Raw genomic sequence first — 25,057 nt, 5'->3', positions numbered from 1 at the left:
GTCGGCGCAGAAGGATCCTTGCGCTGCCCGCCCGCCTGTTCAACATTCGGTGCCGTTTGCGAAGACTGTGGCGTGGGGCGAAGGAGGAGAAGGGCCGCCACCGCTCCCGTGGCGAGTACGGCAACGACGAGTGCTGCAGCGAATTTCTGCGATGAACTTCTGTATTCCATGAGGGTGGTGCAGTTTCCTTGCGATTAACACTGGGTCGGGTAGGCGACGCAACAACGTTGGAGCTGCTCGCGCAACTGAAACGGAGTGCATGCAAGTCCCCAGAGATGGACTCGATCGTCTTGTGCACATCTGCATCGCCCGCAGAGAACGGAAAAGTGGTGCAGCCTCCCCCGGTCCGCCTTGGTTCGTATTCAGTCCTTGTTTACGTTCTGGTCCGTCACGCGCTTCGGACCCGGTGCCGGTCGACCCGTTGCACATCACCGACTACTGGTCACGACCAGAGCTCCGGGCACCGCCACAGGCCTATTGGAGCGAGTGCCGCGCCTTTGTTGCGGCGCAGGGAATCCGCTTGCCGCTCTCTCCGGGCTGAGGCCTGCGCAGCCGGCGAAGGTGCAGCACTGTCGATCACCGCACTCTGTGCCGAATGACACATGCCCCGCCATTTCTGCTGGCGGGAAGATGGCGGCATCCCGAAGTGGAGTGATCTGATGCCTGGTACGCTCAGTCGTCGCGCCTTCCTGGCCAACGCTGCTGCCGTTCCGGCGGCCACGCTCATGCCCACCGGCGTTGCTGCGGTGGCGCAGCCAACCGTCACCACCGGGAGCCTGATCGACGCGGAACGCGGCGTGATCCGCTCGGCCATGGACGGCAGCGGCATCGGTGCCGCCGCCGTCTGCCTGGTCGAAGGCGGACAGGTGCGCTGGACTGAAGGCTTCGGTCACGTATCAGGCCAGGGCAGCGCGGCCGTAGACGCCAGCACGATGTTCAGCATCCAGTCCACCTCGAAGAATTTCGCTGCGGTGGCGGTGCTGTTGGCCGTGCAGGACGGCATCCTTGATCTGGACGTGCCCATTACCCGCTATCTGCCGTCGTTCACGGTGCGCAGCCGCTTCGAGCATGCTCCACAGGAGCGCATCAGCCTGCGCCTGCTGCTTGCCAATCGCGCGGGATTCACGCACGAGGCGCCACTGGGCAACAACTACGGACCGGCGTCGCCGGGATTTGATGCGCACGTCCGCAGCATCTCGCAGACATGGCTGCGCTTTCCAGTGGGTACGCGCTATCGCTACTCCAACCTGGGCTTCGACCTTGCCGGTCATGTCATTGAGCAGGTTGCGGGCATCAGCTATCCGGCCTGGCTGCAGCGCCGGATCTTCGAGCCGCTGGGAATGCACGACAGTACGGCCGATGCCTCGATCTACCTGGCAAGCAAGGGGCGGGCACTGGGAACCCAGGAAGGCCATGCGCAGGTACCGCCGGTGACGCCGCTGGTGGTGTCGGGAGGCGTCTGGACCAGTGCCGCCGACATGGCGAAGTATCTTGGCTTCCTGCTCGGTGGCGGTCGATCCGGTGCGCAGCAACTGCTCGAGCCTCACCTTTGGGACGAGATGCATGGTTTCGGCCTGGGCGGTGACTACGGGCTCGGTGTCATGCGCAGCGAACGCCTCTACGGCAGTACATCGGTGAGGCTGCTGCACCACCGCGGCGGGGGCTTCGGGTTCGGGTGCGTGTTCACCTACTGCAGGCAGGCAAACGCTGGATTTGCCGCGATGTTCAATCGCGCGACGTCTGCGGGGTACGGCATTGGCGAGCGTCTGCTCGATCAGCTGTTGTCGGCGCGTTTCGGGCCTCGTCAGCCGCGTGTGCCCCTGTCTTCCCTGGCGCCGATCAGGTTGAACCAGGACCAGGTGCAGCGGATGGCGGGAAGCTGGATCGGGCGCAGCGGCAAGGCGAAGATCGTGGTTGCCGGAAGCGGTGAACTGCAACTGCATCGTGGGGCGCAAGCTGTGGGCGGCCGTTTTGCGGCCATCGACGGCGACCAACTGTTCACCGTGGACACCGATGGAGAAGTTGCGACGTACCGCTACCATGCGGCGACGGACATGCTGCCGGCGCACCTGGAATGCAGCAACGGCGAGGACGGCCTGGACCAGAACGATCCCATCGATGGGCCCACCGGGCCGCAGGCGCCCCATTGGCAACCCTGGCTGGGGCGCTATCGCATCGACCAGTGGGGAAAACCGTCGATGTCCGTTGTGCTGGAGCAGCGACAGGGCTGGCTGTACATCGATGGCATCCGCCTGGTCACCGAAGTGGAGCCAGGCTTGTTGTTCACCAGCGATGGCGAAGCGGTGGATTTCCGCAGCTCCCAGCCGACATGGCGAAACCTGCGTCTGCAGCGCGTCCCGCCCGTGGGCCAGGGGTGATGGCGGCATGCCGCCTGCTTATCCGCGCCGCCCACGCCCATCAATGCTGTAGCGCCCGGCTCCGGTGCAGGCCAGCAGCAGGAAGCCACCGGCCAGGCCCAGGTTCTTCAGGAACATGATCTGCTGGGTCTGATCGGCGAAGTTGTGGTGGAAGATGAAAGCGGTGACCAGGCTGAAACCTGCCAGTACGACCGCCACCAGCCGGGTCTGGAAGCCGAGCAGGATGCACAGGCCGCTGCCGATTTCGAAAGCGATGGTCGGCCAGAGCAGGATGCCGGGAACTCCCATTGCCTCCATGTAGCCCTGGGTACCACTGAGATCACCGAGCTTGCCCAGCCCGGAGACCAGGAACAGGGCCATCAGCAGGATGCGTGCAAGCAGGTAGGCGAGCGAATGCGATGAAGTGCTCACGTCGAGGTCCTCGGAGATGGCCGACGCAGGCGATCGGAGCCCACCGGCGGTGAAGCCCGTGTCTACGCGCCGGGCAGGGCGCCTTGACAGCTGCCGCGCTGCAGTAGACCTTTCCCGCATGACGATCGATATTGAATCGCTCAGCCTTCGCGAGCTGGGTGCCCTGGTGGTTGCCGCTGAACGGCGGAAACAGCTGATTTCCAGCCGCCGTCCGGCCAGTGCGGTGCGCCGGATGCTGAAGGCCGCCGCCGCCGAAGCCGGATACACCATCGAAGAACTCTTTGGCGGCCAAGCCTCGGAAACACCTGCGCCCGCCCGCAAACCCGCCCGCCGTAAATCCGGCAAAGTCGCGCCCAAGTATCGCGACCCGGAATACAAGCGCCTGACCTGGACCGGTCGCGGGCGCATGCCGCGCTGGTTGGCGTCCAAGGTGTCGATGGGCCACAAGGTCACCGATTTCCTGATTCCTGGCTTGGCCAGGCCGACCGCTGGCAAGACCAGCACCATCGGCAAGCGGACCGTCATCAAGAAGGGATGAGGCTGCAGCACTGCTACCCTGCCTAGGTCTTTCAACCAAGGAGCACGGGATGGCACACGAGAGTGGCATGATGATCACGCCGAAAGTCCTGCACGCCGCGGCAGGCGCGGCCGTGCTGGTCAGCCTGCTGGCCTGGGCGGTGGAATGGAGCGGGATGGCCTATGTCTGCCCGTACTGCCGCGTGCAGCGCACGGTCATCGGCGTGCTCGGCCTGCTCACGCTGTTCGCGCGCCCGGTGAGCCTCATCGTGCCCTGGTTGTCGTACACAGCCGGTGGCTTCGCGTTCGTGGTCGCAGCGATGCAGCACTTCAACGGCTGGAAGCGCATTTCCGCCGGTGATTTCAGTTTCAACGCGCAGTGGTACATCGATCCGTGGCTGCTGTCCGGCTGCGCGATGCTGATCCTGGTGGCGCAGCTGATGCTGGTGCAGGCCGCCTGCCGGCGCAGCTTGCGCTGAGTATTTCCACGCATGGCGCGGAACTACCCGTTCTGGAATACCGCCAGCTGCGCAGCAAACGCGCGCTGATAGGCGGGACGCTGCGTTGCCCGTGCCACATAGGCCACCAGCAGCGGATACTCGTCAAGCAGCCCGCTGCTCTTCAGACGCAGCAGCACCGAAACCATCATCAGGTCGCCCACGCTGAAATCGCCGTCCAGCCACGGCGCGTTGGCCAGCCATGTTGACAGTTGCGCCAATCGCGCCCGAACCCGCTCATCCAGCATCGGCAGCCGCTGTGCGTACCACGGCTGCTCGCGCTCCAGCACCCAGGCCATGGAGCGCTCGACGATCGGCGGCTCTACCGTGTTCAGTGCGGCAAACAGCCACATGACCGCGCGCATGCGGGCATCCGGATCAACCGGGAGCAGGCCGGAATGTTGTTCGGCCAGGTGCAGGACGATCGCGCCGGATTCAAACAGGACCTGGTGGCCCTCCTGCCAGGTGGGAATCTGCCCGAACGGATTGCGTGCCAGGTGCGCGGGGTGCTTCAGCTCGGCAAAGCTGAGCAGCTGCACGTCATAGGGCACGTCCAGCTCTTCCAGCGCCCAGCGAACGCGCATGTCACGGGCCAGGCCCTGGCCGCGGTCGGGAGAGGTGGCGAAGGCGGTGAGGATGGCGGTCATGGCAGCAGTCCGCGTGGTGAGGGAAGGGCTTTGATGATCTGACGAGCGGGCGTCCCGGAAATCGACATCGATGGCGGCGCCCTGCACGTCACCTGCACGCGTCCTGCACGCACGTACCGCCGCCGATCCATCAGTCTGCCGGGGTCATCCGCAGAGACAGGTAGCAGGCATGAATACCCCCGGAAAACCGAAGCCCAGTTGGCGCCAGAGAAACGTACTGATGGGAGCGCTCGCCGCGGTCGTGGTGATCGTGCTGATCATCCTGTTCGTTCCCTGGTGAGGCTGGCCAGCACCGCTCGATGTGAGCCACGCGCCACTGTGGCGTGAAGCAGTCAGTGCGGGTTGGGTGAAGTGATGTGCATATCAATCGCTGCTCACCCGCGAACCACACGAGCATGTCCACAGTGGATCCGCAGGCAGCGCAGTCGAGGCTGCTTTTCTCCCCCTGAAACGAAGATACAGGAGCAAGGCCATGAGCACCCAGTCCACCATCGAACACCGCCTCAACGACCTGATCGAGATCGCCCGCGACGGCAAGTCGTTCTACGAAGAGGCCGCAACCAAGGTGAAGGATGCCGAGCTGTCGGCCTTGTTCACCCGTATCGCCGGCGTCAAGGGCCGCATCGTCGCGGCGCTGAGCGGTTCGGTGGCTGCCAGCGGCGGCAAGCCGGCCGAGCATGGCACCGTCGTGGGTTCGATGCAGCAGTTCTACGGCAAGGTCCGCGCCGCGTTCGGAGATACCAACTATGGCTACGTGGCCGAGCTGGAAGAGTCCGAGGATCGCCTGCTGGGCGCGTTCAAGGATGTGCTGAAGGACAATGAACTGCCGCCGGCGGTGCGCCAGGAAGTCACTCAGCTGTTGCCCGAAGTGCAGGAGTGCCACAACGTGATGCGCGCGCGCAAGCATGCGATGAAGGCGGCCTGACGATCAGCGGCGGCCCACTCCCCAGGGTCGCCGCGGCCGGGGCGGCACCGCTGCCCCGGCCACCCTGAACCGGTCGCTGCTACACTTGCACCGGTTCCGCACCGCCAACGATCAACACCATGAGCAACGGGAACGGTCCGCAGACAGTTCGCTGAGCCGCAACAACGATGCAGACGTTGTTGCGGTGATCATCCCTGCGATGCACGCGAAGTGGATGGATCGCCGCCGGATCACTCCGGGCGGAGACTCCCCATGTTCCATCGAAAGGCCCCGCGTTGGGCCCACCCGTTGCCGTCGGCCATTGTGCTGATGGCGCCGTTCGACCTCCTGGCCTCGCTGGCCATGGATATCTATCTTCCTGTGGTGCCGGTGATGCCGCAGGCACTGCAGACATCCCCGACGCTGGTGCAGCTCACGTTGAGCAGTTACCTGCTGGCGCTCGGGCTGGGCCAGTTGCTGTTTGGCCCATTGTCCGACCGCATCGGGCGACGCCCGGTCCTGTTGCTGGGGGCGTTGCTGTTCGCGCTTTCGTCGTTTGCGCTGGCCTTGTCCGGCAGCGGCGCCGCTTTTCTGGCCTGGCGAACCGTACAGGCGGTGGGAGCGTCGGCGGCATTGGTGGCGACCTTCGCCACGGTCCGTGACGTCTATGCCGATACACCCGAAGGCGCCTCGCTGTATGGGTTGTTCGCTTCGATGCTGGCCTTCGTGCCGGCGCTGGGGCCTGTTCTGGGCGCACTGCTGGCTGGTGCCGTCGGCTGGCGCGCGATCTTCGTTCTGCTCGGTGTACTGGGCACGATCGCCGGCCTGCGCGCGGTGCGGCATTGGCACGAAACCCGCCCGCAGTGCCATGACGGGGCGCGACCGGCGGCACGACGCATCCTCGGCAGCGGCGCGTTCTGGGTCTACACGCTGGGCTTCAGCGCGGGCATGGGCACATTCTTCGTGTTCTTCTCAGTCGCGCCCCGGTTGCTGGTCGGGCGCATGCAGTACTCGCCGCTGTCGTTCAGCCTGGCCTTCGCGACGGTGGCACTTGTGATGATCGTCACGGCGCGGATGGCGAACGCGTGCATTAGGCGCTGGAACGTGCGCGGTACCTTCCTGCGCGGCCTGTGGGTGATGGTGGCCGGGGCGCTGCTGATGGCGTCGGCCGCCGCGTGGCGTCCCTCGTTGATCGGCGTGGTGCTGCCCATGTGGGGCATCGCGGTGGGGCTGGTGATGGTGGTTTCAGTGGCTGCCAACGGTGCGCTGCGTGATTTCGCCGATGCGTCGGGTGCGGCGGTGGCCCTGTACTACGCAGTGCAGAGCCTTATCGTGGCAGGCATCGGCACGCTGGTGATCCTTGTGCTACCCGGCGATACCGTGTGGCCGCTGGTGGCCTATGGGTTGCTGCTGCCACTTGCCAGCCTGGCAGGTGCCGCCGCCCTGCGCCGTCGCGCATAGCGCTGGGGGGGGGCAAAAAAGGGGCGGCCGCAAGGCCGCCCCAACCCGTCAAGAGAACACGTGTTTAGAAGCGGATGGACCAGCGAGCACTGGCCCCATGGTCGCGGCTTTCACTGCCGAACTGGCCGCTGTAGCCCAGCTCCAGCTGCTGCCGCGGCGTCAGCCACGCCGACAGGCCCAGCTCGGCCACGACAGCGTTCTCGGCAATCGGTGCGCCTTCGACTGCAAAGGGCGTGCTGCTGTTGGCAAAGGCCAGGTTGGCCACCTGGCTGCGGTCTCCGAAGGCGCGGCGATAGCCCAGACCACCGCGCAGATGCAGCCAGCTGTCCTGCTGGAATGATGCCTTCAGGCCCTTGTCGAAGCGCAGCCCTGCGGTAGCGGTGGTGGTGCCGGTGTCGTCCACCTTGCCGTGCAGCGCCGCCGCGCCACCGCGCTCGTTGATCTGCTTGAGGTCCACTTCCACGCGAGCCACCTGCAGGTAGGGCTCCAACCCGCCTTCCGCGTTGCCGAAGCGATAGCCCGCTTCGATGAACGCTTGGCGCGCATGCGCGTTGTAGCGCGCGCTCAGGCTGTCACTGAAGCCGGCGAAGCCGACATCGCGCGTGCTCTTCACCTTGTGCTTGCTCCATGCCACGCCACCGCGCAGGCCGAAGCCGCCCCAGGCGTGGCTGGCATAGGCGCCGACGTGCGTGTTGTCGATCTTCGACTTGGCACGGCGCTCCAGCTGCTTCACGTCGGTGCGGCCGGTACCGGCCAGCACGCCGACCTGCCAGCCATCGAACTCGCGGTCGATGCCCACCAGCAGGCCATTGCTGTTGGCATCGGTGCGCGCGGTGTTGCTGTTGCCATCCAGCCTGCTGTTGCCGCCCAGTGCCTGCACCCAGGCACCGGTGGCGTCACCCGTATCGGATCCCGGTGCGGTTGCGCCGGCACGGCGTGACAACGCAGCGTCACGGACATGACGGCTGCCTTCCACCAGCGCCAGCGAGGTGGCTGCGTGCAGCTCGCCGCTGAGGCCATCGAGTACGGCACCGACCTGCTGCGGGAACAGCTGTGTCAGCGGCTTGGGCAGGCCCTGGTTGATCGCCAGGCCATCGGCCGCCGCCGCAACCGCATGCTGGTTGGGCGTAGTGGCCGCACTGGCCAGCGATGCACCACGGGCCACGTCGATGCGTGCTCCGTTGGCACCGTACGCCAGGCTGAACTGCAGGAACGGCGAGAACGCGCTGAAGTCGGTCTTCGCGAACTGCCCGTTGAGACCGCCGTCGGCGCGGATGAAATTGAACTGCTCGCCGAGGTAATAGGTGCCCGGCTCCGGCAGCGCGAGCAGGGTACCGCCCAGGGTGGCGGTGCCGGTCACGTGCAACTGGTCACTGCGCCCGCCTGGAGCAAGTTCGGCGGCATAGACGCCGGTTGCGCCCTGCACGTAGTTGCCGTTGATGGTCAGCGTGCCGATTGAATTGCCGGGCGCGATGATGCCGTCGACTTGGGTGGTGCCGAGCGTACCGACACCCTTCAGCAGGCCGTTGGCACCGACCGTGGTGGTGCCGCCGGTCTGCGTGCCGTTGAAGGACACCACGCCGCCGTTGACGCTCAGGTTGCTGTCCTTCAGCACGGCGCTGGCGCTGACCGTACTCACGCCACCGGTAGTGGTCAGTGCGGTGGAGAACAGGCTGCCGTTGAGCAGGAACTGGCCGCCCTGCACTTCGACCGCCGCGGTAAGCGCGTTGGCGCCGTTCAGTTCCAGCGTACCGTCCTTCAGTACCGCGCCGTTGAAGCTGTTGTCACCGCTCAGGCGCAACCAGCCGATGCCGGACTTGGTCAGCTTGCCGGGGCCGCCGATGTCATTGGTCCAGTCATCCCAGGCATCGCCTTCCCACACCTTCAGGCCACCGGCCTTCTGGTTCATCACCACGTTGGTGTCCACGCGCAGCGAGCCGTAGCCTTCGATGGCCTTGCGCAGGTCCATCAGTCCCCAGCCGTAGATCTCGTCGATGCCGGGTGCGCCAAGATCACGCGCGGTGGTCAGCAGCACGTCGCGGACCTGCGCGCTGTCCAGATAGGGGAAGCGTTCGAACAACAGGCCCAGCGCACCGGTGACGTGCGGTGCAGCCATCGACGTGCCGCTGAGCAGCCCGTAGCTGTAGGTTGGCACGCGCTGGGTGACGTCGAGCGACAGGTTGCCGTTGGCATCAACGCCCAACGACGCCGCAACGGCGGAGTCATCGCCGTAGACCGTGGAGTTGATGTTGGAACCCGGGGCCGCCAGGCACCAGTTGGCGCTGAGCCCGCACTTGTTGGAGGTCAGGCTGAGGGTGAAATCCTGTCCAACGTTGACGACGCTGAGCCAGTATTTTTCGATGTCGGCGAAGGCACGCGGCAGGGTGGCGTACATGCCGGCGATCGGGCTGGCCGATACAGGAGCCGCAGCACCGCGCGCCGGCGAATTGCCTGCCGCCCAGACCTGGATCATTCCCTTGGCGCGTGATCCGTCTGCATAAGTGGCAAGGTAGTCGCGATAATCGGGATCGTTGTAGATCCGGTCCATCAGCACCGCATCGGGTTCCTTGCTCAGGCCCCAGCTGTGGTTGACCGCGCGCACGCCCTGGGCATTCATCTGCGCATACATGTCGACCACGGCGGACGAATCCGGCCCGACGCTGCCCAGCGAGACTACGGAATACCCGGTCGCCGTACGCTGCCATTCGCTGGCGCTGTTGAAGAACAGGCGGGCCACACTGAGATCGGCGCCGAAGGCCACGCCATGCATGCCGTTGCCATCACGGTTGGCAGCGATGGTGCCGGCAACATGGGTGCCGTGCACTTCGTAGCCGATACCGGGCTGTACATAGGGCCCCGCCAGGATCAGATCGCGGATGTTCTGCGGGACGTTTGCGTTGAACCCGACGTAGCTGACCTGCACGTCGTCGCCGTCACTTGAGAAGCAGGCGCCGGGGCCAGTGAGCTGTGCAGTGTTGGTGCAGCGCGTGCCATCGGCGAGCACGTCGGCGATGTGGATGCTGCGATGGTTCTTGCCAGCGAATTCCGGATGGTCCAGGCCGGTGCCACTGTCGAACACGCCAAGGCGGATGCCGGTGCCCGTCAGGCCACGCGCATAGGCGTCGTCGGCGTGGGTCGCCGCCAGGCCCCAGTCGGCGTTGAATTCCTCCGTGTGCCAACTGGCCGGATCACCTGCGTTACCGAGGAGCGACGTGCTGCTGGCTGCTGCCGTGGGTGTTGCGGCCGCTGCGTTGGCGCCGGCCGACGCGCTCGCCATCGACGTGGGCTGCGCCCATGCCGCCTGCAGTTGGCGCTGCTGCTGCCAAGCGTCGAGTGACTCGCTGGCCATGGCGGGAAGCGCTGCAGCCAGCAACAGCGAACTGGCCACGGCCAACGCCAGGCGGCTGTGCAGCGGGAAGCGGGAGTGGGACGAACAGCCGTGCTGGGGGTGATTCATCGGACAACATTCCTTGGTTGACGGACAACAACGCCGTTAACCCCGCAGCGCGCCAATCACCCCCAGTAGTGTGAAGGAATTTTTATGAACGCGTTAAGGTGGCGTGACGCCGGTGTTCACGTTGCCTCGCGGCTCCCCCGCTACCGTGAGCCGGCCTGGGCTCACCAGGCTTATCAGGGAGTGATGGTGATGCGTACTGTCAGGAAAGTGATCGTGGCGGCGCTGTTCGCGCTGGCGTGTACCGGTTCGGTGGCGGTGGCGGGCCCTGTCGAGCCTTGCGACGCGCCCTGCTGGCGGGCCTACCAGATGTGCCTGGCCAGTGGGGCCGACGCTGGGGAATGCCAGCAGGCGTACAATACCTGCGTGGTCGATCTGTGCATGGGCGTGTGAGTCGCGCCGATTGAGCCGTGTGGGAGCCCCGTCACTGACGGGGCTCTTCTGTTTCCGTGGAAGGTCGGGCAGTCTGGATGGGCCCTGTCCAACGGAAGCATGCCATGGCCGTCAAACGCGTCGTCGCCAATATCGCCACGGCTGAGCCGGAACGGGCCGCTGCCTTCTATGGCGAGCTGCTTGGCATGCCCGTGGTGATGGACCATGGCTGGATCGTCACCCATGGCGGGCAGGGCAGTGCGCTGGCGCAGGTCAGCTTTGCCAGTGAAGGCGGTTCCGGCACTGCGGTGCCGGACCTGTCGATCGAGGTGGACGACCTGCAGCAGGTGCTGGAGCGCATGCGTAAGGCCGGCATCGCGCTGGAGTATGGGCCGGTCGATGAACCCTGGGGCGTGCGCCGCTTCTTTGTCCGCGATCCATTCGGGCGGCTGTTGAACATCCTCGTGCACACCTGAGCAGGACGGTTCCAACGCCGCCTGCTACCCCGTGACAGGCCGACCCTGCGTGGCAATCGACATCACAGGGGCTGGCAGGACACGCGCGTGCGCTCATCGCGCAACCGGGCGCAATGCACGCCGCGCCGCGGATGCTTACGTGGTACCGCAGTGGCACGGCCGTCGGCGTCGGCTGGGCGATGGCATCGGCCGGTACCTGGCCCAGCTTGTGGCTGCAGGATGGCACCGCCGACGGGAAACGGCCTGGCCGCGTGATGATCACTTCTGCTGGCGGTGCGGAGCCTCTCCACCATGCTCGATCTGCTGCTGCTGCTGCTGCTGCTGCTGCTGGCGCGCGTTGGCGTGGCGCGCGTGCCCACCCTCGCGCCCGATCGCGGCCATGTGCTGCCGATCACGGCTGATCGCCTCGCCGCCCTTGCGGCCTGCCGCACGTGCCTCATCGCGGCTGAACTCATGCGCATTGCCGGAGGCATGCGCCGCACGTCCGCCTTTGGCAGCGATCGCGCGCTGCTTGGCCTGGTCCATCGAGGCGAAGCCCCGGTTGGAGCGGTGATTCTGCTCAGTCATGGGAAGTATCCTTCTGCATGGGCGGCGCCGTGGTCGGCGACAGCGCCAATGCTTGGCCAGTGCGTGCTAAGCCGAGGTCGCCATCCCCGCCGTGGTCTTCACCCGGCATGCGCACGTGGTTGATGAGTCCGCCATTCAGGCGAATGCCAGGACCACCACCACCGGCGAACACGCGGGGTGTCGCCGACGCACTGCATCAGCGCAGGCGGGCGTCGCGCAGGCGTTGCGCGAACGGTCGTTGCTCCAGCACCTTCAATGCCTCACGCAGCACCTGTTCCAACGACTGTCCAAGATCGGCGTCGAGACTGCGGGCCGCTAGCGCCGTAGCCTGCCACTGCGCCTGCAGCGCCGGCAATGCCTGCAGGGCGTGCGGGCTCAACTGCAGGATGCGTTCGCGGCTGTCCTCGCCCACCGCAGCGTGCAGCCAGCCGTCGCGCACCATCGCTGAAACCGTCTGGCTGAGCGCGGAGTGGCTGAGCCCGCAGGCCAGTGCCAGATCCTTGATGCGGCAGGGGCCCTGCACCATCAGCGTGCGCAGCACCGGGGTGTAGCGCGGCCGGTAGTCCAGTTGCAGATCCCGGTAGGCCTGCTCGACCGCCGGGTCGAGCTGGTCGAGCAGGGCACGTAGCAGCGTTCCCAGAGTTGCACGTTGGAGATCCATGATAACAATGATATATAAGCACTTATATATCATCAAGGCGACGGAGGCGATCATGACGGTTTCGTGGATGCTTGGCGCGTTGCTGGCGGCCGCCTGCCCGGCGCAGGACGCCGTGCTGCAGGCAGCGGCCACGGCGATAGAGGCGCAGTACCTGGATGCGGCCGAAGGCGCACGCATTGCCGAAGCCGTGCGCGGCTGGTCCACCCAGCAGCGCTATGTGGACAGCTGCTCGGATCCGAAGGCTTTCAGCGCACGCCTGAACCAGGACCTGGACACGTTCGATGGCCACTTCCATGTAGAGCGCGTGGACGCAACGGCCGGCCAGGACGACTGGCTGATGGCATGGCGCGCGGATGCGCGCAGCAATGGCGCTGGCGTGCGCGAGGTACGGGTGCTGGAGGGCAACATCGGTTACCTGCGGCTGAGTACATTCTATCCGCTGGATCTGGCCCGGCCGAAACTCGCCGCCGCCCTCGAGCTGCTGGCCGACACCGATGGCCTGGTGCTGGATCTGCGCCAGAACGGCGGCGGGGATGACGGCAGTGCCGACCTGCTGGTGCGCACGCTGTTGGACGCGAAGATCGACGCGGTGCAGCAGTTGGACCAGCGCGGGCGGCGCACGCCGGTACCACTGCCGCCGGCAAGCCTGCCCACTTACCTGAAGCCGCTGGTCGTGCTGATCGATCGCCGCACCGCGTCGGCTGCCGAGTTCGTCGCCTACTCGCTGCAGGCGCTGGGCCGTGCACGCATTGTCGGCACGCGCAGCGGCGGCGCTGCACACATGGTCGATGATCCTGTGCTGCTGCCGGATGGCTATCAGATCAGCATTCCCGATCGGCAGCCGATCAATCTACATACCGGAACCAACTGGGAACGCACCGGTGTCACGCCCGACGCGGCAGGCGGTGACGATCCGCTGTTCGTCGCGCGGCAGCTGCTGGCCCGATCGGCCTCGCGGGAATGAACGCACAATTGCAATTGCGCCCTATCGCAGACGACATGCAGCGTGCCTAGAATCGAAGCATCCCGGTAGTTCCCGGGCGCTTCGAGTGAATGGACTCAATGAAGATTCTGCTGACCGGCAGTTCCGGGCGGATCGGGCGCGCGATCTTCGGTGCATTGGCGGCCTCCCACGAAGTGGTGGGGCTGGATCGCAGCCCATTCGCCACCACCCGCATCATTGCCGATGTCACCGATCACCAGGCTGTCGCACGGGCGGTGCAGGGCGTTGACGCCGTGATCCATACCGCCGCCCTGCACGCACCCCATGTCGGCCTGGTGCCGGACGGGGTGTTCCACCAGATCAACGTGGAGGCGACCGCGCACCTGCTGCAGGCCGCACGCGAAGCCGGGGCGCGGCGATTCGTGCTGACCAGTACAACCGCGCTGTACGGCCACGCCGTGGTCGCCGGTGGCTGCCGTTGGATCGATGAAGACACCGAGCCGTTGCCGCGCACGATCTACCACCGCACCAAGCTGCAGGCCGAAGCACTGGCCGAAGCCGCTGCGGCGCCGGCCTTCAGCGTGCGCGTGCTGCGCATGGCCCGCTGCTTCCCCGAGCCGCCCGAGCGCATGGCGATGTTCCGCCTGCACCGCGGTATCGACGCACGTGATGTAGCCAGCGCGCATGCTGCACTGCTGCTGGACGAAGGCGCCGCTTTCGCGCGTTACATCGCGTGCGCTCCGACGCCGTTCCGGCGTGAGGATTGCCTGGAGCTGGCCACCCACCCGCGCAGCGTGCTGGCACGCCGCGCGCCACAGCTGCTGGCCGAGTTCGAACGACGGGGCTGGCCGCTGCCGTTGAGCATCGATCGCGTCTACGACAGTGCCCGCCTGCGCAGCGTGCTGGGCTGGCAGCCGCGCTTCGGCCCGGACGACGTGCTGCAGCAGTACGCCGCCGGCAGCATTGAGGTGCTGCCAAGGGCGGAGTGGATCAAGGATCGGGTCGCCGAATGAGATGGTCGCAGGGGGCGGGGCACTGAGCCCACCCTGAGCAGGTTCAGGAATGTGCAGGCCGCTGGCCTCAATCTCGATGGCGGCCGGCCGCTAAACCCGGTGTGCCTCGTGCACCGGGCGCGGCCCGGCGGCCGGTGGCCTGCGCGACGGATCGCGCGCCTGCGCGGTGTCCTCGTGACGCCGGTCGTCCTGAATTGCCTTGCGGACCCTCCCATGCCTTCTTCCCGCTCCGCCACTGCCCACCGCCCGGGCAGCATCGCCCACAAGCTGATGCTGGGCACCGCTGTGATCGCGCTGCTGTGCTTCGGCCTGACCGCGTTCCTGATCTACCGGCAGGCCAGCGCCAGTCTGATCAGCGCCTCGCGCCAGACCATGACCAGCGAGGCCAACGCCGAGGCGCGCCAGGTGGCGGCTGACCTGGGCACCGCCTTTGCCAGCAACGATGCCATGGTTGAAAGCGTGCTGGCCCAGCGTGCCCGTGGCGACGTGCCCGACCGCGCCAGCCTGGCGGCGGTGCTCGGCGAACAGCTGCGTGCTCATCCGCAATGGCTCGGCAAGAGCACCATGTGGGAGGCCGATGCCTTCGACGGCAAGGATGCGGAGTTCGTCAATACCGAAGCACACGATGCCACCGGCCGTTACATGAGCTACTGGGCCTGGCAGGACGGCAAGCCGCAGCAGTCGGTGATGACCGATTACACCGAGACCGCCAGCGGATCGGGCGACTGGTACATGGGGCCCAGCCGCGACAAGCTGCCCAAGGTCAGCGAACCCTACGCCTATGACATCGCCGGCCAGAAGGTGCTCATGAGCACCCTGAGCACGCCGATCATCGAGAACGGCAGATTCCTGGGCGTGTTCACCGTGGACTTCTCGCTGGCGGCGTTGCAGAAGCACCTGGCCACGCTGAAGCCGATGGGGGCCGGTCGTGTCGAACTGCTGTCGCCGAAGGGTGTGGTGCTGGCCTCGGCCAATGCCGCCGAGATCGGCAAGCCGCGCAGCGACGCGCAGACCCGCAGCATGCTGGCCGACATTGCCGCCGACCGTCCGTTCGAGGCCTTCACTCCGGATGCGGCCGGCAACGTGCGGGTGTATGTACCGCTGCGGGTCGGCGATGCGCCGCAGCGTTTTGCCCTGGGCGTGGTGATGCCGCACGCGGTGATCATGGCTGAGGCACGCCAGCTGCTGTGGCTGACCCTGCTGGTCGGCGTGATCGCCGCGCTGAGCCTCAGCGCCGGTGTCCATGTACTGCTGCGCCGCCTGGCGATCCGCCCGTTGGCCGAAGCGGTGCGCGTGGCCGGTGATGTCGCCGCCGGCAAGCTGGACAGCACGCTGCCGGCGCGCAGCAACGACGAAGTGGGGCGCCTGCTGGACGCGATGCAGGGCATGCGTGGGCAGTTGCAGTCAGTGATGGCTGCGCAGGCCGAAATGGCGCGCCGCCACGATGCCGGGGAACTCAGCTACCGCATGGATGCTGCGGCGTTCCCGGGCGAGTACGGCCGCATGGTGGCCGACAGCAACCAGCTGGTGGCCTCCAGCAATGCGGTCACCCAGCGCCTGGTCGAGGTGATGCAGCGCTACGCCGTGGGCGACCTCAGCGTGGACATGGAAGCGCTGCCGGGCGAGAAGGCGGCATTCACCGCCGCGATGGCAACCACCAAGGGCAACCTGGCTGCGATCAACGAGCAGATCCAGCAGCTGGCCGCCGCCGCCGCTGCCGGTGATTTCGCCGTGCGCGGTGATGCGCTGCGCTTCGAGCATGATTTCCGCCGCATGGTGGAGACCTTGAACACAATGATGCAGGTCAGCGACCACAACCTGGCTGCACTGTCTACGCTGCTGCGCGCGATCGCCGCCGGCGACCTCACTGCGCGCATGCAGGGTGAGTTCCACGGGGTGTTCGCGGTGATGCGCGACGATGCCAACAGCACCGTGCAGCAGCTGACTCAGATCGTCGGACAGATCCAGCAGTCGGCGGCCAGCATCCGCCTGGCCGCTGGCGAGATCGCGGCCGGCAACAGCGACCTGTCGCGCCGCACCGAACAGCAGGCCGCCAACCTGGAAGAAACCGCCGCGTCGATGGAGGAACTGACCTCCACCGTGCGCCAGAACGCCGACCACGCGCTGCAGGCCAACATGCTGGCCGGTTCCGCAGCGGGCGTGGCCAGCGAAGGGGGCGAGGTGGTCAGCCAGGTGGTGCAGACGATGCAGCAGATCGAAGCCTCGTCGCAGCGCATCGCCGAGATCATCTCGGTGATCGATGGCATTGCGTTCCAGACCAACATCCTGGCATTGAACGCGGCGGTGGAAGCCGCGCGCGCCGGCGAGCAGGGCCGTGGCTTCGCCGTGGTCGCCAGCGAAGTCCGAGCGCTGGCGCAGCGCTCAGCGGGTGCCGCCAAGGAGATCAAGGAGCTGATCGACGCTTCGGTGGCACAGGTCGGAGCCGGTGCGCAGCTGGTGCACGGTGCCGGACGCACCATGCAGGACATCGTCGGTCAGGTCGGCCGCGTGAATGAGATCATGGCCGAGATCTCGGCCGCCTCGCGCGAACAGTCAGCCGGCATCGAGCAGGTCAACCAGACCGTGGTGCAGATGGACGAAACCACCCAGCAGAATGCTGCACTGGTGGAGGAAGCCAGTGCAGCAGCCCGCGCGATGGAGGAGCAGGCCGAGCAGCTGGCGGTGGCGGTGTCGCGCTTCCGCCTGCAGGCCGGGCCGATGGCCACGGCACGCCGCGCGGCCTGAGCCAGAAAACGAAGACGCCCGGCGGGGGCCGGGCGTCGCTTGCATCCTTGCCGCGCATCCCTGCGCAGGTCTGATGGCTCAGAACATGCCTTCAAACGGGTTCCAGCTGGTGCGCCCTTCCACCTTCTCCAGGTAGTAGCTGTAGTTGGTGCTGGAGGCGACCAGCAGGTTCATGGCGATGAACAGCATGCGCCCGACAACGTCGGGAAGGAACATGGTGATGATGGCCAGTACGATGTTGATGCCGATCACCACCAGTGCCTTGCGCCACATGCCAAGGATCAGCAGGTAGATGGCGCCGAAGAACAGCGCGAAGAAGTTCAGGTTGATCTTCAGGCGGTCACCAAAGGACAGCGCCTTCCAGGCCTGCTTGAAGCCGGGGTTCTTGGGGGCGCCGTGCTGGCGGAAGAAGTTGAAGCGGAACTGCCACTTCGGGCTGAACTGGGACAGGTCAGTGGTATTCATTGGGGAAACATCCCTGTGAGAAAACGTTTTCATGATAGGACAAGTCCTATTCAGGATCCAAGCGCTGCCGTCAAAAATGTGACGCCTGCCTTGTTCCGACGGCTGCGGCCCGGCGCCGCACCGTCACCCGCCCGCCTTGTTTTTAGGTTAGGGTGCGCAGTTCCGCTGCCGCCGCGGTTGACCCCGGCGGCGGCGGGATGTCCATGGAGGTTGCATGACCACAGCTGCTACACCGGAAAACGCACCGGGGCCGGTGCTCCTGCCGACACCTGAAGTGGTGCAGGCACAACAACTGCTCGCGCGCCAGCAACTGGCGGTGGCGATGGACCGTGCGCGCACGGCCGCCACGCGGGACGCGGCGCCGGCCGCGCTGGAAAGCGAGTAATCCGCCACCGTTGATCGCGCGGGCATCACGCCAGCGCGATCACGGCGCGCGCGCGGCTCAGAACCGTGCGGTCATGCTGAGGAAGTAGCTGCGCCCAGCGACGAAGTAGTCGGTGGAGCCTTCGGCATACAGCGTCTTGTCGGCCAGGTTGCTGATGCCACCGCGCAGGGTCAGCACCTCGTTGACGTTAAGCGCTGCGGTCAGGTCATACAGCGTGTAGGCCTTGAGGAAGGTCGTCGCCGTGCCGGTCTGCCTGCCGGTGTACTGCGCCGACAGGCTGCTGGATAACACCGTGTTGGGCGTCCAGTCCAGCGACGAATAGCCGGAAAATTCCGGCGTATCGATCAGGTTGCGGCCGGTAGTCAGGTTCCTGGCTTCCTTCATCCAGGTTGCCGAGGTGCGCCAGCGCCAGTGCTCGCCGAAGCGGAAATTGAGGTTGCCTTCCATGCCGCTGGTGCGTGCGCGCTGCACGTTGCTCATCCGTGTCCACCAGATGCCGTTGAACCTGCCCAGCGGTGCGTACTCGATCTTGTTCCTGAAGTCGGTGTGGAAGTAGGTCAGGCCGGCATCGACCAGGTCGTTGCCAAAGCTGATGCCGATCTCGCGGTTGGTGCTGGTTTCCGGGTCCAGGTCCGGGTTTCCGGCCATGTAGCAGCCGCCGCGGGTATAGCCCAGCGGGATCAGCGAGGTGCAGCCACGGCCCCCGGACTGGGTGGCGGCGCTGGGCGAGTTCTCGGTCAGGCTGGGCGCGCGGAAGCCCTTGGAAACGCCACCGCGGATGGTCCATTGCTCGGCCGGATGCCAGACCAGGTAGGCGCGCGGGCTGACGTGGCCACCGAACTTCTCATGGTGGTCCAGGCGCGCGCCCAGGGTCAGTGCCAGGGTGCGGTGCAGCTTCAGTTCGTCTTCTACGAACAGGGCCCAGGTATCCACTTCCAGATCGGAACCGCTGACGGCATTGCCGGCATAGTCGATCGGCGCGCGGCCGATGGTATCGGTGTTGGTCAGTTCCTGGCGCTTCCACTGGCCGCCCACGGCAAACTGGTGTTCAACGCCGAGGGTGAACGGCGTGGTCAGGTTGCCCTCGATGATCGTATCTGTTGCTTCGGAACGGCCGGTAGCACCGATGTTGTTCCTGTACTCGGTCCAGTACGCACTGATCTTCGAATTGCCGAAGCTCCACTTGCCATCGTGGTTGAGCGCCAGCGAGCTGCGCTTGAGCTCACTGGCACCCCACGCGCTTTCATCCTGCTTTTCCAGCGACGCATCGATGAAGGCCTGCTGCACGCCATGGCCGGCTTCCAGCGACAGCGCCTGTGCGTCGCTCAGGTTCCACTGCAGCAGCGCGTCGACATTGCGGTCCTTCTCGCCCGCATAGGCATTGCCGTAGACACCGCCGTTGGAGCGGTCCGAATCGCGGCGCATGCTGTTGGCGCCGATGCGCAGGCCAAAGCGCTCGCCGAGCGGGCCGGAGAACGTTGCGCCGATCTGCTGGGTATCGCCGCGCTTGCCGTCAGCGGGGCGGGTGTAGCTGTGGGTGGCGCTGCCGCTCCAGTCATCACCGATGCGCTTGGTGATGATGTTGATCACCCCGCCCATGGCATCGGAGCCATACAGCGACGACATCGGCCCGCGCACCACTTCGATGCGTTCGATCTGCTCCGGCGAGATCCAGTTCAGATCCTGACGGCCGAGGTCGGGGCGGTAGTTGGTCGACGCCGAGCTGCCCATGCGCTTGCCGTCCACCAGCACCAGCGTGTAGTTCGACGGCATGCCGCGCAGCTTGATCTTGGACTGCTCGCCGACCGCGCTGAGGCCACCGGTCACGCCCGGCACACGGCTGAGCAGGGTGGCCAGGTCGTGCACCGGCTGACGTTCGATGTCCTCGCGGCTGATTACGCTGATGCTGGCCGGGGCATCCTTGATCCATTGCTGGTTGCCCGAGGCGGTAACCACCACGGTATCCAGATTCGTGGTGGAGGCATCGGCGCTGGCCTCTGCGGCAGCCATGCCGGGCAGGCCAAGCAGGCAGGCGGCGGCCAGGGCGCTGGCCAAGCGGGTGCGCGGCGGGCGCGCGGGACGGGAACGGGACAGGGGCATGATGGCTTCCATCGGAGGAGGGAGACCCGATGGAGGCAGCAGGCGCACGCAGACAGCGGGCAGCTCCCTTCCATGGGTCATACGGCGCCGGGGCTGGAACCGGCGCAGCTGGGTGGGTTTTGACCGTGCGGACGACGGCAACCTGCCTGGTTCATGAAATGATAACCGTTCGCATTTGTTACGATCCAGCACAGGAGGCGACGAGGTGACATCCGATACCTGGCTGCCAGACTCGCCTGCTGTTTGCTGAATGGGGATAAATCCCGGCGTAGGCCTTCGCACCCGGCTTACATCCGGCGCCCTAGACTGGGCCGCATTTTCGATTCCGCCCTGTTGGAGATCGTGTGGGTTCCGGTAGTGACAGACAGCGACTGCGCGGCGTGAGGCCGACGCAGCCAGGACAAGTGCGGGCGCCGGGAAAGCGCGCCGGGAACCTTGGTGCATGCAGCCCGGTCGGGATGGCCGGCCGTGCCGACCGCGCGGAGTAGGCGGCAATGGGGGTGCAGACCATCCATGCGGAAGCGGATACGCCCCGGCTTGATGCCGGCTGGGCGCTGCTGCCGGTGGAATCGCCGTTGCAGATGCCCGAGCAGACCCTGCGCGAGGGCCATCTGAAGGTTCGACGCCACCGCACCTCGCCGCGGCTGATCGGCCTGCGCCGGTTCTACATCTTCGGCGGCACGCTGGCGATGACCGCCATCGCTACCCGGATGATGTGGCGGGTGCTGTCGGCCAACGGCATCAGCGTGCTTGAGGCCTGCCTGCTGGTGCTGTTCGTCGGCCTGTTCGCCTGGATTGCGCTGTCGTTCGCCAGTGCCGTGGCCGGCTTCCTGACGGCGGTGTTCGACCGGGGTTACCGGCTGGGCATCGATCCGGACAAGCCGCTGCCTACGGTACACAGCCGCACCGCGCTGCTGATGCCAACCTACAACGAAGACCCGCGCCGCCTGCTGGCGGGCCTGCAGGCGATCTACGAGTCGGTGGCGGCCACCGGCCAGCTCGACCGCTTCGACTTCTTCGTGCTCAGCGACACCCGCCGCGAGGACATCGCCGGTGCCGAGGAACAGGTGTTTGCCGAACTGCGCGAGCGTGTACCTGATGGCCGGGTGCGGCTGTTCTACCGCCGCCGTGGCGACAACAGCGGGCGCAAGGCCGGCAACATCGCCGACTGGGTGCGCCGCTTCGGCGGCGCCTACCCGCAGATGCTGATCCTGGACGCCGACAGCCTGATGACCGGCGACAGCATCGTGCGCCTGGTGGCCGGCATGGAACACAACGCCGACGTCGGCCTGATCCAGACCCTGCCGTCGGTGATCGGTGGCCGTACCCTGTTCGCGCGCATGCAGCAGTTCGGTGGCCGCGTGTACGGGCCGGTGATTGCGCGTGGCGTGGCCTGGTGGCATGGCGCCGAGAGCAACTATTGGGGCCACAATGCCATCATCCGCACCCGCGCCTTCGCAGACCACGCCGGCCTGCCAGCGCTACCAGGACGCAAGCCGTTCGGCGGCCATGTGCTCAGCCATGACTTCGTCGAAGCGGCGCTGATGCGGCGTGGTGGCTGGGCCGCGCACATGGTGCCCTACCTGGGTGGCAGCTACGAGGAAGGCCCTCCGACACTGACTGACCTGCTGGTGCGCGACCGCCGCTGGTGCCAGGGCAACCTGCAACACGGCAAGGTGGTCGGCAGCCGTGGCCTGCACTGGATCAGCCGCACGCACATGCTGATCGGCATCGGCCATTACTTCACCGCGCCGATGTGGGCGATGCTGATGCTGATCGGCATCGCCATTCCATTGTTCCAGGAAGGCATTGATTTCAACGCCCTGCTGCACCTGTCGCCCAGCGTTTACTGGCGCGCACAGGACGAAGAACAGGTGGTTCGCCTGTTCGCTGCCACCATGGCCGTGCTGCTGCTGCCCAAGGTGCTGGGGTACCTGGCAATGCTTCTGGAGCCGGTCGACCGTCGTGGCTGTGGTGGCGCGATCCGCGCGTTCGTTTCGATGCTGGTGGAAACCGTACTGGCCGCCCTGATGGCGCCGGTGGTGATGTACGTGCAGTCGCGCGGCGTCGCCGAAGTGCTGTCCGGGCGCGATTCCGGCTGGGACGCGCAGCAGCGTGACGACGGTGGTATCTCGTGGCTGGCGCTGATCCGCGGCTATGGCGGCCTCGGCGTATTCGGTGCCTTCATGGGCGTGCTGGCCTGGGCCGTATCGCCGTCGCTGGCCGCGTGGATGGCGCCGGTGGTGATCGGCATGGTGCTGGCGGTCCCGGTGGTGGCGCTGACGTCATCGCGCGGGCCGGGTACCTTCCTGCATCGGCTTGGCCTGCTCGATATCCCCGAAGAGAACATCCCGCCGCCGGTGCTGGTACGCGCTGCACAGCTGCGCCGGGAAGCGGCCGAACAACCGCCGCTGTACTGATCGCCCTGCGGCAGCGGCATAATGCGGCTCGAACTTGAAGGAGCCACATCATGCTGCAAACGGTGGAACAGGAAACCGGCGCCTCGCCGCAGTGGTCGGTGATCTGGCTGCACGGCCTTGGCGCCGACGGTCACGACTTCGCGCCGATCGTGCCGGAGCTGGTGCGTCCGCACTGGCCAGCGCTGCGCTTCGTGTTCCCGCATGCGCCGGTGCGGCCGATCACGATCAACAACGGCGTGCCGATGCGCGGCTGGTACGACATCGTCGGCATGGATTTCCGCTCGCGCGCCGACATGGCCGGCGTGCAGGACTCGGTACTGCAGCTGGATGCGCTGATCGCGCGTGAGATCGAGCGCGGCATCGCTCCGGAGAAGATCTTCCTGGCCGGTTTCTCGCAGGGTGGCGCGATCATCCTGACCGCCGCACTGTCACGCACGGCGCCACTGGCCGGCCTGATTGCACTGTCCACCTACCTGCCCGAGGCCGAGAGCGCCAAGCGCGCTGACGGTGCGGTGCAGGTGCCGGTGTTCATGGCCCATGGCAGCAGCGACCCGGTGATCCCGCAGGCGGTGGCCGTACACAGCGCGCAGGCCCTGCAGGCGATGGGCCTGGAGGTGGAGTGGCACAGCTATCCGATGGCCCACCAGGTCTGCGCCGAAGAAATCCAGGCGCTGGGTGACTGGTTGCAGGAACGCCTGGGCGCTGCCTGAGCCATGTCACCGGCCAGCGCCCCGCCGTGGATGCCGGAACTGTGCCGCCTGCCGCGGCTGGTGGCGATGCTCGGCCTGGCCGAGCTGGTGGTGGTGGTACTGGCGCTGGCGCCCGACGGTAGCCGTCACTGGACCTTCGGCGAACTGCTGTCGGCCAGCGGCTTCGCGTTGTGGCTTGCGCTGGCGGTGACCGCCAGCCTGTGCCTGCTGCGGCAGGCGCTGTCGAGGCTGCCGCAGGTGCTGGGGGCTGTGGCGGCCATCGCACTGGCGACACTGATCGCGGTGATCTGCGCCGGCATCGTGCATGCGCTGTACGCGGTGCTGGGCGACAACTTCGCCCGCGGCATCAGCTTCTGGCGCTTCACGCTGGGCAGCGCGGCCACCACCGCGCTGATCACCGCGCTGGCCCTGCGCTATTTCTACGTGAGTGACCGCTGGGCCGCGCAGGTGCAGGCCAACGCACGCGCACAGGCCGATGCGCTGCAGGCGCGGATCCGCCCCCATTTCCTGTTCAACAGCATGAACCTGATCGCCAGCCTGCTGCATCGCGATCCGGCGGTGGCCGAGCGTGCGGTGCTGGACCTGTCCGATCTGTTCCGTGCGGCGCTGGGGGCGGGCGAGGGCGATTCCACCCTGCGTGACGAATGCGAGCTGGCCGAGCGCTACCTGTCGATTGAATCACTGCGCCTGGGCGAGCGTCTGCAGGTGCGCTGGCAGCGCGATGAGCCGCTGCCCTGGAATCTTCCCCTGCCTCGCCTGGTACTGCAGCCGCTGGTGGAGAACGCCGTGCTGCATGGCATCTCGCGGCTGCCCGAGGGCGGCACCATCGAGCTGCAGCTGGTGCGCGAGGGCAACGAGCTGCAGATCCGCGTGCGCAACCCGGCGCCCGACCCGCAGGCGCCCGGACTGGCCCTGGCGCGCGGTGCCGGCCATGCCCAGCACAGCATCGGCCATCGGCTGGCCTGGCGTTTCGGCAGCGCCGCGCGGATGACGGCTGGCTGGAGCGAGGGCTACTATGCCTGCCAGGTGACAGTGCCGATCCAGTGAGGGAGCGATCGTGAGGGTAGTCATCGCCGATGACGAACCGCTGGCGCGCGAGCGCCTGCGCAGCCTGTTGTCCGCGCAGGACGGCGTGGTCGTGGTGGCCGAGGCCGGTAACGGCGAGCAGGCCCTGCACGCGTGCGCGGAGCTGCAGCCGGACCTGGTCCTTCTGGATATCGCCATGCCCGGGCTGGATGGCCTGGAAGCGGCCCGTCATCTGGCCAGCTTCGAACCCCGGCCGGCGGTGGTGTTCTGCACCGCCTACGATGCGCATGCGCTGTCGGCGTTCGAGGCTGCGGCGATCGACTATCTGATGAAACCAGTGCGCGCCGAACGCCTGGCGGCGGCGATTGCACGCGCACGCACGTTCCTGGCCGGCCGTGATGGCCAGCCGCAGGACCATCGTGGGCAACAGGCACGGAGCATGCTGTGCGCACGCCTGCGTGGCAGCCTTCGGCTGATCCCGCTGGACGACATCCACTACCTGCAGGCCGAAGAGAAGTACGTGGTGGTGCACCACGCACGTGGAGAAGACTTGATCGAAGAGTCACTGAAGTCGCTGGAAGAGGAGTTCGCCAGCCGCTTCATCCGCATCCATCGCAACTGCCTGGTGGCACGCCATGAGCTGGTGGAGCTGCGTCGTGGCACGGGCGGCCAGGTGCAGGCGATGCTGCGCCATGGCAAGCAACCGCTGGAAGTCAGCCGCCGCTGCGTGGCGACGCTGAAGCAGGAACTGCGGCATCTGTGAGTGGTCCGCGCGGCCTGCGGCCGCGACTGCTTTCAGGTCAACAGCAACAGCAACAGCAACTTGGTCGGCTCTGTATTGCGGCGGGTGTGGCGGAACGGTGTGGACATGCAGGGGACGCCGTGAACCCATCCATGAAGTGACCC

Annotated in this window: 22 protein-coding genes; 15 read left to right on the top strand and 7 right to left on the bottom strand. The window is 66.5% G+C overall.

The window, feature by feature from the left end; all coding sequences use genetic code 11:
- Positions 1 to 602 precede the first annotated feature (602 nt).
- Positions 603 to 2,378 (top strand): serine hydrolase domain-containing protein, encoded by a 1,776-nt coding sequence (locus ROV95_RS00745; RefSeq protein WP_312542256.1) that lies wholly within the window; start codon positions 603 to 605, stop codon positions 2,376 to 2,378.
- Between the two features lie 18 nt (positions 2,379 to 2,396).
- Here ROV95_RS00745 and ROV95_RS00740 read toward each other — a convergent pair whose 3' ends face one another.
- Positions 2,397 to 2,789, bottom strand: a complete 393-nt coding sequence (locus tag ROV95_RS00740; protein WP_019660763.1) for a DoxX family protein — start codon at positions 2,787 to 2,789, stop codon at positions 2,397 to 2,399.
- A gap of 118 nt (positions 2,790 to 2,907) precedes the next feature.
- Here ROV95_RS00740 and ROV95_RS00735 point away from each other — a divergent pair, with 118 nt between their 5' ends.
- Both ROV95_RS00735 and ROV95_RS00730 read left to right on the top strand, forming a co-directional pair.
- Positions 2,908 to 3,327 carry an H-NS histone family protein gene (locus ROV95_RS00735; RefSeq protein WP_019660762.1) on the top strand — a complete coding sequence of 140 codons (420 nt, stop codon included), beginning with the start codon at positions 2,908 to 2,910 and terminating at the stop codon, positions 3,325 to 3,327.
- 49 nt (positions 3,328 to 3,376) lie between these two features.
- A complete protein-coding gene (locus ROV95_RS00730) occupies positions 3,377 to 3,784 on the top strand; it encodes a hypothetical protein (RefSeq protein WP_312542254.1) in 408 nt (135 codons plus the stop codon).
- A 23-nt stretch (positions 3,785 to 3,807) separates the two neighbouring features.
- Here ROV95_RS00730 and ROV95_RS00725 read toward each other — a convergent pair whose 3' ends face one another.
- The gene (locus ROV95_RS00725) at positions 3,808 to 4,449 is read right to left on the bottom strand and encodes a glutathione S-transferase family protein (protein ID WP_312542252.1); all 642 of its coding nucleotides are present in this window, start codon (positions 4,447 to 4,449) and stop codon (positions 3,808 to 3,810) included.
- Between the two features lie 472 nt (positions 4,450 to 4,921).
- Here ROV95_RS00725 and ROV95_RS00720 point away from each other — a divergent pair, with 472 nt between their 5' ends.
- Both ROV95_RS00720 and cml read left to right on the top strand, forming a co-directional pair.
- Positions 4,922 to 5,374 (top strand): PA2169 family four-helix-bundle protein, encoded by a 453-nt coding sequence (locus ROV95_RS00720; RefSeq protein WP_005419568.1) that lies wholly within the window; start codon positions 4,922 to 4,924, stop codon positions 5,372 to 5,374.
- A 252-nt stretch (positions 5,375 to 5,626) separates the two neighbouring features.
- Positions 5,627 to 6,814: a CmlA/FloR family chloramphenicol efflux MFS transporter gene (gene cml / locus ROV95_RS00715; protein ID WP_312542250.1), complete on the top strand. Its 1,188-nt coding sequence runs from the start codon at positions 5,627 to 5,629 to the stop codon at positions 6,812 to 6,814.
- Between the two features lie 64 nt (positions 6,815 to 6,878).
- Here the strand turns inward: cml and ROV95_RS00710 are convergent, their stop codons facing one another.
- On the bottom strand, positions 6,879 to 10,271 hold the full coding sequence (locus tag ROV95_RS00710; protein ID WP_312542248.1) for an autotransporter serine protease: 3,393 nt from the start codon (positions 10,269 to 10,271) through the stop codon (positions 6,879 to 6,881).
- Between the two features lie 189 nt (positions 10,272 to 10,460).
- Between ROV95_RS00710 and ROV95_RS00705 the strand changes: the two genes are divergently transcribed.
- Positions 10,461 to 10,661, top strand: coding sequence for a hypothetical protein (locus ROV95_RS00705; protein WP_031270690.1), 201 nt, complete (start codon positions 10,461 to 10,463; stop codon positions 10,659 to 10,661).
- A 104-nt stretch (positions 10,662 to 10,765) separates the two neighbouring features.
- A complete protein-coding gene (locus tag ROV95_RS00700) occupies positions 10,766 to 11,116 on the top strand; it encodes a VOC family protein (RefSeq protein WP_019660756.1) in 351 nt (116 codons plus the stop codon).
- A gap of 258 nt (positions 11,117 to 11,374) precedes the next feature.
- Here ROV95_RS00700 and ROV95_RS00695 read toward each other — a convergent pair whose 3' ends face one another.
- Together ROV95_RS00695 and ROV95_RS00690 are read right to left on the bottom strand one after the other, a co-directional pair.
- Positions 11,375 to 11,683, bottom strand: a complete 309-nt coding sequence (locus ROV95_RS00695; protein ID WP_288041336.1) for a KGG domain-containing protein — start codon at positions 11,681 to 11,683, stop codon at positions 11,375 to 11,377.
- A gap of 196 nt (positions 11,684 to 11,879) precedes the next feature.
- Positions 11,880 to 12,344: a MarR family transcriptional regulator gene (locus ROV95_RS00690; RefSeq protein ID WP_019660754.1), complete on the bottom strand. Its 465-nt coding sequence runs from the start codon at positions 12,342 to 12,344 to the stop codon at positions 11,880 to 11,882.
- Positions 12,345 to 12,396: 52 nt separating this feature from the next.
- On the opposite strand from ROV95_RS00690, the gene ROV95_RS00685 reads away from it, so the two are divergent.
- The 3 genes from ROV95_RS00685 to ROV95_RS00675 all read left to right on the top strand — a co-directional run bounded on the left by ROV95_RS00685 (position 12,397) and on the right by ROV95_RS00675 (position 17,045).
- Positions 12,397 to 13,308 (top strand): S41 family peptidase, encoded by a 912-nt coding sequence (locus tag ROV95_RS00685; protein WP_021204099.1) that lies wholly within the window; start codon positions 12,397 to 12,399, stop codon positions 13,306 to 13,308.
- A 98-nt stretch (positions 13,309 to 13,406) separates the two neighbouring features.
- Complete coding sequence (locus tag ROV95_RS00680; protein ID WP_019660752.1) at positions 13,407 to 14,300, top strand: NAD(P)-dependent oxidoreductase; 894 nt, start codon at positions 13,407 to 13,409, stop codon at positions 14,298 to 14,300.
- Positions 14,301 to 14,513: 213 nt separating this feature from the next.
- The gene (locus ROV95_RS00675; RefSeq protein ID WP_312542229.1) at positions 14,514 to 17,045 is read left to right on the top strand and encodes a methyl-accepting chemotaxis protein; all 2,532 of its coding nucleotides are present in this window, start codon (positions 14,514 to 14,516) and stop codon (positions 17,043 to 17,045) included.
- A gap of 78 nt (positions 17,046 to 17,123) precedes the next feature.
- Here ROV95_RS00675 and ROV95_RS00670 read toward each other — a convergent pair whose 3' ends face one another.
- Positions 17,124 to 17,510 carry a DUF2628 domain-containing protein gene (locus ROV95_RS00670; protein WP_019660750.1) on the bottom strand — a complete coding sequence of 129 codons (387 nt, stop codon included), beginning with the start codon at positions 17,508 to 17,510 and terminating at the stop codon, positions 17,124 to 17,126.
- Positions 17,511 to 17,724: 214 nt separating this feature from the next.
- On the opposite strand from ROV95_RS00670, the gene ROV95_RS00665 reads away from it, so the two are divergent.
- Positions 17,725 to 17,895 (top strand): hypothetical protein, encoded by a 171-nt coding sequence (locus tag ROV95_RS00665; protein ID WP_021204097.1) that lies wholly within the window; start codon positions 17,725 to 17,727, stop codon positions 17,893 to 17,895.
- Positions 17,896 to 17,952: 57 nt separating this feature from the next.
- Here ROV95_RS00665 and ROV95_RS00660 read toward each other — a convergent pair whose 3' ends face one another.
- Positions 17,953 to 19,995 carry a TonB-dependent receptor gene (locus tag ROV95_RS00660; RefSeq protein ID WP_312542224.1) on the bottom strand — a complete coding sequence of 681 codons (2,043 nt, stop codon included), beginning with the start codon at positions 19,993 to 19,995 and terminating at the stop codon, positions 17,953 to 17,955.
- A 494-nt stretch (positions 19,996 to 20,489) separates the two neighbouring features.
- Between ROV95_RS00660 and mdoH the strand changes: the two genes are divergently transcribed.
- The 4 genes from mdoH to ROV95_RS00640 are packed head-to-tail and all read left to right on the top strand — an operon-like array spanning position 20,490 to position 24,914.
- The gene (gene mdoH, locus ROV95_RS00655; protein WP_019660748.1) at positions 20,490 to 22,415 is read left to right on the top strand and encodes a glucans biosynthesis glucosyltransferase MdoH; all 1,926 of its coding nucleotides are present in this window, start codon (positions 20,490 to 20,492) and stop codon (positions 22,413 to 22,415) included.
- A 50-nt stretch (positions 22,416 to 22,465) separates the two neighbouring features.
- Entirely contained in the window at positions 22,466 to 23,125 is a 660-nt protein-coding gene (locus tag ROV95_RS00650) for an alpha/beta hydrolase (protein WP_019660747.1), read from the top strand.
- Positions 23,126 to 23,128: 3 nt separating this feature from the next.
- Complete coding sequence (locus ROV95_RS00645) at positions 23,129 to 24,172, top strand: sensor histidine kinase (protein WP_312542220.1); 1,044 nt, start codon at positions 23,129 to 23,131, stop codon at positions 24,170 to 24,172.
- 10 nt (positions 24,173 to 24,182) lie between these two features.
- Positions 24,183 to 24,914, top strand: a complete 732-nt coding sequence (locus ROV95_RS00640) for a LytTR family DNA-binding domain-containing protein (protein WP_019660745.1) — start codon at positions 24,183 to 24,185, stop codon at positions 24,912 to 24,914.
- The last annotated feature ends 143 nt before the right edge of the window (positions 24,915 to 25,057 follow it).

Source organism: Stenotrophomonas maltophilia group sp. msm1, from assembly GCF_032025805.1.
In the GTDB taxonomy this organism is placed as follows: domain Bacteria; phylum Pseudomonadota; class Gammaproteobacteria; order Xanthomonadales; family Xanthomonadaceae; genus Stenotrophomonas; species Stenotrophomonas hibiscicola.
This window is presented reverse-complemented; position numbering and strand designations above follow the sequence as displayed.